This window comes from Phenylobacterium sp. (genome assembly GCF_035276905.1).
In the GTDB taxonomy this organism is placed as follows: domain Bacteria; phylum Pseudomonadota; class Alphaproteobacteria; order Caulobacterales; family Caulobacteraceae; genus Phenylobacterium.
The window spans coordinates 1-5,971 of sequence record NZ_DATELG010000057.1; the positions used below are offsets into that span (position 1 = coordinate 1).

Consider the following 5,971-nt stretch of genomic DNA (forward strand, 5'->3'; position numbering starts at 1 on the left):
GATAAATTACATCGCCGCCAAGCCGACCGACAGTCTGAGCTACGGCGGCCGAGTGAGCTATGGGCGGTTCAACACCGCCGATCTTTCCGGCTTTGTCAGCGGCCCGCTGACCAGCACGCTGAACGCGCGCCTGGCCGTTCGCTCGCTCCAATCGAACGACTGGCAAAAGAGTTACAGCCGACCGGACACGAACGGCTCGCAAAACCAGCTGTTCGGTCGGTTGCTGCTCGATTGGCGGCCGACGGACAGCCTTAAATTTGAGCTGAACCTCAATGCGTGGCGCGATCGCTCGGACACGCAGGCGCCGCAACTGATCGGCAAGATCTCCGCACTGGGGGTTCCGGCGCTGCTGGCGCCCGAATTCGTCGCATTCCCGCTGGCCCCGCACGAGGCCCGCGCCGCCGATTGGGACCCTGACCGATCGTTCCGCAACAACAATCGGTCAGGTCAGGCGGCGCTGCGCGTCGATTACGCTCTGAACAGCGACATTACCCTGACGGCTCTGTCCTCCTACCAGAATTATAAGCGCTTCCAGCCTGTCGATGTGGATGGCACGCCTTTCGACCTGTTCTATCTGGAAAATAGCGGTCACATCGAAACCTTCTTCGAAGAATTGCGGCTGGCCGGAAAGATCGCCGATCGAGGCAACTGGCTGGTCGGCGCCAACTACCAGCATGATGACGTATTCGACAATACCGACATATCGATAACGCGTTCGAGCCAGCGCGTGATCGCCAGCGGCGTTGTCAACCGCAACACGCAAAAGATGAAGACTTACGCCGGCTATGTGAATGTCGATTATGAAATCGTGCAGCACGTCAAACTGCTCGGCGGCCTTCGCTATACGAAGGCGGATCGCTCCTATCTCGGCTGCAGCCTCGACCCCGGCGACGGCACATTTTCCACGACGGTGAACGCCATTTTCCCGCGGGCCAATCCCGCGGTTCCCGGCGGCTGCATATCGACCAACAGCAGCGGTGAGTTTGGACTGATCAGCGACAGTCTCAATCAGCACAACGTATCCTGGCGGGTCGGCGTCAACTATGAGCCTCAGACCGGAACCCTGTTGTACGCCAACGTCAGCAAGGGCTACAAGGCCGGCAGCTTCCCGAACCTGACCGTATTGCTTCCCGAACAGGTCCGGCCGGTGACCCAGGAAAGCCTGCTGGCCTATGAAGTCGGCTTCAAGTCTCATTTGTTTGATAGAAGGCTTCAGCTCAACGGCGCCGCGTTCTACTATGACTACACAAACAAACAGGTCCGCGGCGTTACGGAAATACCGCCGATCGGGACGCTTGAGACATTGGTCAACATCCCGAAATCCCACGTGGTCGGGTTCGAGCTGAGCGCCAACTGGCATCCGATCGAAGGGCTGACAATTTCCCCGTCGATAACATTGACGAAGTCCGAGATCGAGGGCTCCTTCATCAACGGCACCTCGGCGTCGACGACGGTGGACTTCGGCGGCCAACCTTTCCCCTACACCCCCAAATGGTCCGGCAATACCGATGCTGAATATCGCTGGGGCTTGAACAACGATCTTACGGCATTCGTGGGGGGCAATGTCAGCTACCAAACCCCCACCAACGGCAGCGTCGGCCAGCCTGAGCTTTTCCGCCTCCGCGGTTACGCGTTGCTCGACCTTCGTGCGGGCATATCCGGCCCGAATGACAGGTGGACCGCCAGCCTCTGGGGCCGCAACGTGACGAATGTCTACTATTGGACCGCCGCAACGCGCGGGTCGGACGCCGCCGTGCGCTATGCGGGCATGCCGGCGACCTACGGCTTGTCCTTCAACTTCCGTTACTGAGCCGCTGCACGGGCCCGCTTGCCTGCTGGGCAGGCGGGCCTTCGCATCACCATCAGGCGACCGCCGGCGCCTGAGCCAGGAGCAGCCAAGCGGCATCGGCTTGACGTGCAGACGGAGCGCGAAGCCCGGCGCGGGCCGGTCGCCCGGTGACATCGCCACCATATTATCCGGCTAATCCCACAATATTTTCGGCTCGGTTTACGCGAGAACTGTCGCTCATGCGAAACCGGCATCACTTGGGCGATTTTTTCGAATGGTCCCGTCGTCGCCGCTCGTTAAGCAGGGCGAGCCAGCGAAAGGGTTGAAATGGCGACTGTAAGAGATGCCACCATAGGCTTGCTTCGCGCCTTCGGGATGAACAGGATATTCGGCAATCCAGGTTCCACCGAATTGCCGCTGTTCCGCGATTTCCCGGCCGACTTCCATTATCATCTCGGATTGCAGGAATCGGTCGTGGTGGGAATGGCCGACGGCTATGCTCAGGCGACGCGAAACGCCGCCTTCGTCAATCTTCATTCGTCCGCCGGCGTGGGCCACGCGCTGGGCAACCTGTTCACCGCCTATAAGAACCAGACACCGCTGGTCGTCACCGCAGGACAACAGGCGCGGTCCATATTGCCTTACGAGCCCTATCTCTTCGCGGACCGGTCCACGGAATTTCCCCGGCCGTTTGTGAAATGGGCTTGTGAGCCCGCACGGGCCCAGGACGTTCCTGCGGCCATAGCGCGCGCCTATCACGTGGCGATGGAGCAGCCTTGCGGACCGACGTTCGTCTCGGTGCCGGTCGACGATTGGGATCAGTCCTGCGAGCCGCCGGAAATCCGGCGCGTCGTCGCCCTTAATCCGGGAGATCCGCTCCAACTGGCCGATGCGGCGGAAGCGCTCGCCTTCGCCCGGAACCCGGCTTTCGTTCTGGGCGCGGGTATCGCGCGCGACGACGCCTGGTCCGATATGATCACGTTGGCGGAGCGGCACCAGGCCGCAGTCTGGGCGGCGCCTCTGGCCGCCCGCAACGTCTTTCCCGAGCAGCATGGGCTGTTCGCCGGCTTTTTGAGAGCGTCCCGAGAAGCCATTGTCCAGGACCTGGACGGTCATGACCTGATCCTCGTCATCGGCGGCCCCCTGTCGCTTTATCATGTTGAGGGGTTCGGGCCGCATGTCCCCGACGGCGCGAAGGTGATCCAGATCGTGGATAACCATGCCCAGGCCGCCTGGTCCCCGACCGGCATCGCCGTCATCGCCAACGCGCGGCACGCGGTCCGTTCGCTGCTGGCGGGACCCGAGCCGGTACGACGGCCGCCACGGCCGCCGCGCGCGCCCCCGCCGCCACTGGACGGTCGCATCCTGTCCGACGCCTATCTGATGCAGCAGATCGCCCGCTTGCGGCCAAGCGGATCGGTCATTGTCGAGGAGGCCCCGTCCAGTCGTGCGGCGATGCACGACTATTTGCCGATCCATGACCGCGACGGCTTCTACACCTGCGCCAGCGGCGGACTGGGCCATGGACTGCCCGCCGCCATCGGCGTGGCCCTGGCCCGGCCAGACGCCAAGGTTATTGCAGTGCTGGGCGACGGATCGAGCATGTACGCCATCCAGGGACTATGGTCGGCAGCGCAACTCGGCCTGCCGATAAGCTTCATCATCATCAAGAATTGCCGTTATCAGGCGCTGCTGGAATTCGGACGCCATTTTGGTCTGCAATCGGTGGAAGGGACCCATTTGCCCGACATGGATTTCGTGTCGCTGGCGCGTGGCCAGGGCCTGGATTCGGTGTTGATTACCCGTGCGTGCGATCTAGACAGTGCGATCTCGGCGTCTTTTTCCGCCGCCAAGCCTACTTTGGTTGAGGTTCTCGTGGATTGACGCCGTGTCTTGGCGCAGGACAACAGGATAGTCCGTTGAGGTCATCGTCCAACATTTCCGCGCGCGAGCATCGGCTCGCCGAACGCTGCCTGAGCCATGAGGACTTCCGGCAGGCGGCGAAGCGGGCCCTGCCGCGCATGGTCTTCGACTTTGTGGACGGCGGCGCGGGCGATGAACGCGCCATGGCCAGAAATATCGACGCTTTCGCACGGACGTTGCTGCTGCCCCGCGCTCTGCAGGCCGTATCCGAACGGGACCAAAGCGTCGCGCCATTCGGGCGGCGCTGGAACAGCCCTTTCGCCATCGCTCCCATGGGCCTGACCGGCCTGGTCCGACCTCAGGGCGACCTCATCCTTGCTCGCTGCGCGCGGGATGCGGGCATTCCCTTTTGCCTGTCCACCGCCTCGACCAGCAGCATCGAAGAGGCCTCTCGGGAGATGGCCGGCGGCGACCTTTGGTTCCAGCTCTATGTGCTGGAGCAGCGCTGCACGAACGCCCTGGTGAAGCGAGCCGCCGACGCCGGCGTGTCGACGCTGGTCCTCACCGTCGATGTCGTGGTGAACGGCGACAGGCGGCGCGACGCGCGCAACGGCTTTGCGCTGCCGCTACGCTTGTCGCCGAGGCTGGCCGCCAGCGTAGCCGCGCATCCGCGCTGGTTGCTGCGTCAGGTCATGCACGGTTTTCCCAAGGCCGTCCATTTCGCAGGACAAGCGCTCGACATTGAAGCGCAGATGCGTCTGATGCGTCGCGAACTTGACCCTGGCTTTGACTGGCATGCCCTGAGGCGTCTCCGGGACCAGTGGAAGGGCACGCTGATCGTCAAGGGGCTGTTGCGAGCCGAAGACGTCCAGCGCTGCCATGAAGCCGGGATAGACGGCGTCATTCTGTCCAACCACGGCGGGCGGCAACTGGACGAGGCGCCGGCGCCGCTCGACCAGCTGCGGTCGTCTGCTCCACCGGCCGGCGGCGTCGTGTTGCTGGACAGCGGCGTCCGCGACGGAGGAGACATACTCAAGGCGCTTGCCTTAGGAGCCCATGGCGTGCTGGTGGGGCGCCCGCTTCTCTATGCCTTGGCGGCCGCGGGCGAGGCAGGCGTCACCCATATGTTGTCCTTGTTGCGAACGCAACTTGACGGGCGACTTGCGTTGACCGGATGCGCGCGTGTCCGGGATGCGGATCGCGGTCTGCTCGTGGACGACGCCGGATCCGCACCTGCAGCGCGGTGATGGCGGCCGCGCGCGTGTCCGGTCCCTCCGCCCGTGCACACGGCCGTCAGAGGTCGAGCACCAGACGCCGGCTCTTGGACCGCGAGCAGCAGGGGAAAAACTGGTCGTTGGCTTTGCGCTCCGCCTCTGTCAGGTAGCAGTCGCGGTGATCCGGCGTTCCCTCGAGCAGTCGCGTCAGGCAGGCGCCGCAGACGCTTTGCTCGCAGGAGGTCGACAGGTCCACGCCGTTGTCCCTCAGCATGGCGATTCCCGTGCGGTCGGCCGCAATGTCGAACACTTGGCCTGTGGAGGCGAGCTTCACCTGGAAGGGCCCGCCCTCGGCAAGCATCTGGGTGGCGTCGGCGGTGAAGTATTCGCGGTGGACCTGCTTGTCGGTGTAGCCCTTGGCCGCCGCCGCGCTCAGCACGAAGTCGATGTAGGCGGTGGGACCGCAGACATAGGCGTAGGTCCCGGGGGCCGGCTGGCCCGGTGCGGCGTCGATGTCCAACTTCTGGGCGTCGTCGCCATCGTCGAAATGGAAGTGAACCTTGTCGGCGATGGTCGAGGCCTGGATGCGGTCGTGGAAGGCGCAGCGGCTCCTGGAGCGGGCGCCGTAGTGCATCTCGAAGTCGGCGCCGATGGCGGCCACGGTCATCAGCGGCTTGGTCGCTGCCCGGCTTCCTCCACAGGTTCCGAAACATGAAACTGTACGTTTGTCTAACTTTGGCCTAGCACAAGTCAGGACCTGTTGAAAATGGGGCAGTTCCATCGAAGCCTACGATGCCTTCTATCTGGCGATGGGCTGCAAGACGTGGAGGACCTACATTGACCGCCGATATCGTTCAGGCGCCCAGGTCCGTCCTCCGGCGCGCGCAGCCCAGCCACGAAGAGCTGCTCCGGTGGGCCCGGGCCCTGGCGACCACCGTGAAGGGGCGGGCCGAGGAGACCGAGCAGCTTCGCCGGCTTACCGACCCGTCAGGCCACGGGCGCCCATGGCATGGAATGCGCTCGGCAGCGGCCTCATCAATGCGATTGGCAGGACTGGCGCGCCAAGTCTCTCGGCACGATGATCTGGCCCTTGCGGATCGGGCCG

General features: G+C 63.7%; 4 protein-coding genes. 3 read left to right on the plus strand and 1 reads right to left on the minus strand.

Translation table 11 applies throughout. The features are described 5' to 3' along the window. The 3 genes from VJS38_RS02310 to VJS38_RS02320 form a co-directional block, all read left to right on the plus strand. The coding region (locus VJS38_RS02310; protein ID WP_324086536.1) for a TonB-dependent receptor at positions 1 to 1,810 on the plus strand (1,810 nt) is incomplete at its 5' end. A 306-nt stretch (positions 1,811 to 2,116) separates the two neighbouring features. Further along, positions 2,117 to 3,673: a benzoylformate decarboxylase gene (mdlC, locus tag VJS38_RS02315; RefSeq protein WP_324086537.1), complete on the plus strand. Its 1,557-nt coding sequence runs from the start codon at positions 2,117 to 2,119 to the stop codon at positions 3,671 to 3,673. Positions 3,674 to 3,708: 35 nt separating this feature from the next. After that, the gene (locus VJS38_RS02320; RefSeq protein ID WP_324086538.1) at positions 3,709 to 4,899 is read left to right on the plus strand and encodes an alpha-hydroxy-acid oxidizing protein; all 1,191 of its coding nucleotides are present in this window, start codon (positions 3,709 to 3,711) and stop codon (positions 4,897 to 4,899) included. 46 nt (positions 4,900 to 4,945) lie between these two features. Here the strand turns inward: VJS38_RS02320 and VJS38_RS02325 are convergent, their stop codons facing one another. After that, positions 4,946 to 5,533 carry an iron-sulfur cluster-binding domain-containing protein gene (locus VJS38_RS02325; protein WP_324086539.1) on the minus strand — a complete coding sequence of 196 codons (588 nt, stop codon included), beginning with the start codon at positions 5,531 to 5,533 and terminating at the stop codon, positions 4,946 to 4,948. Positions 5,534 to 5,971 lie beyond the last annotated feature (438 nt).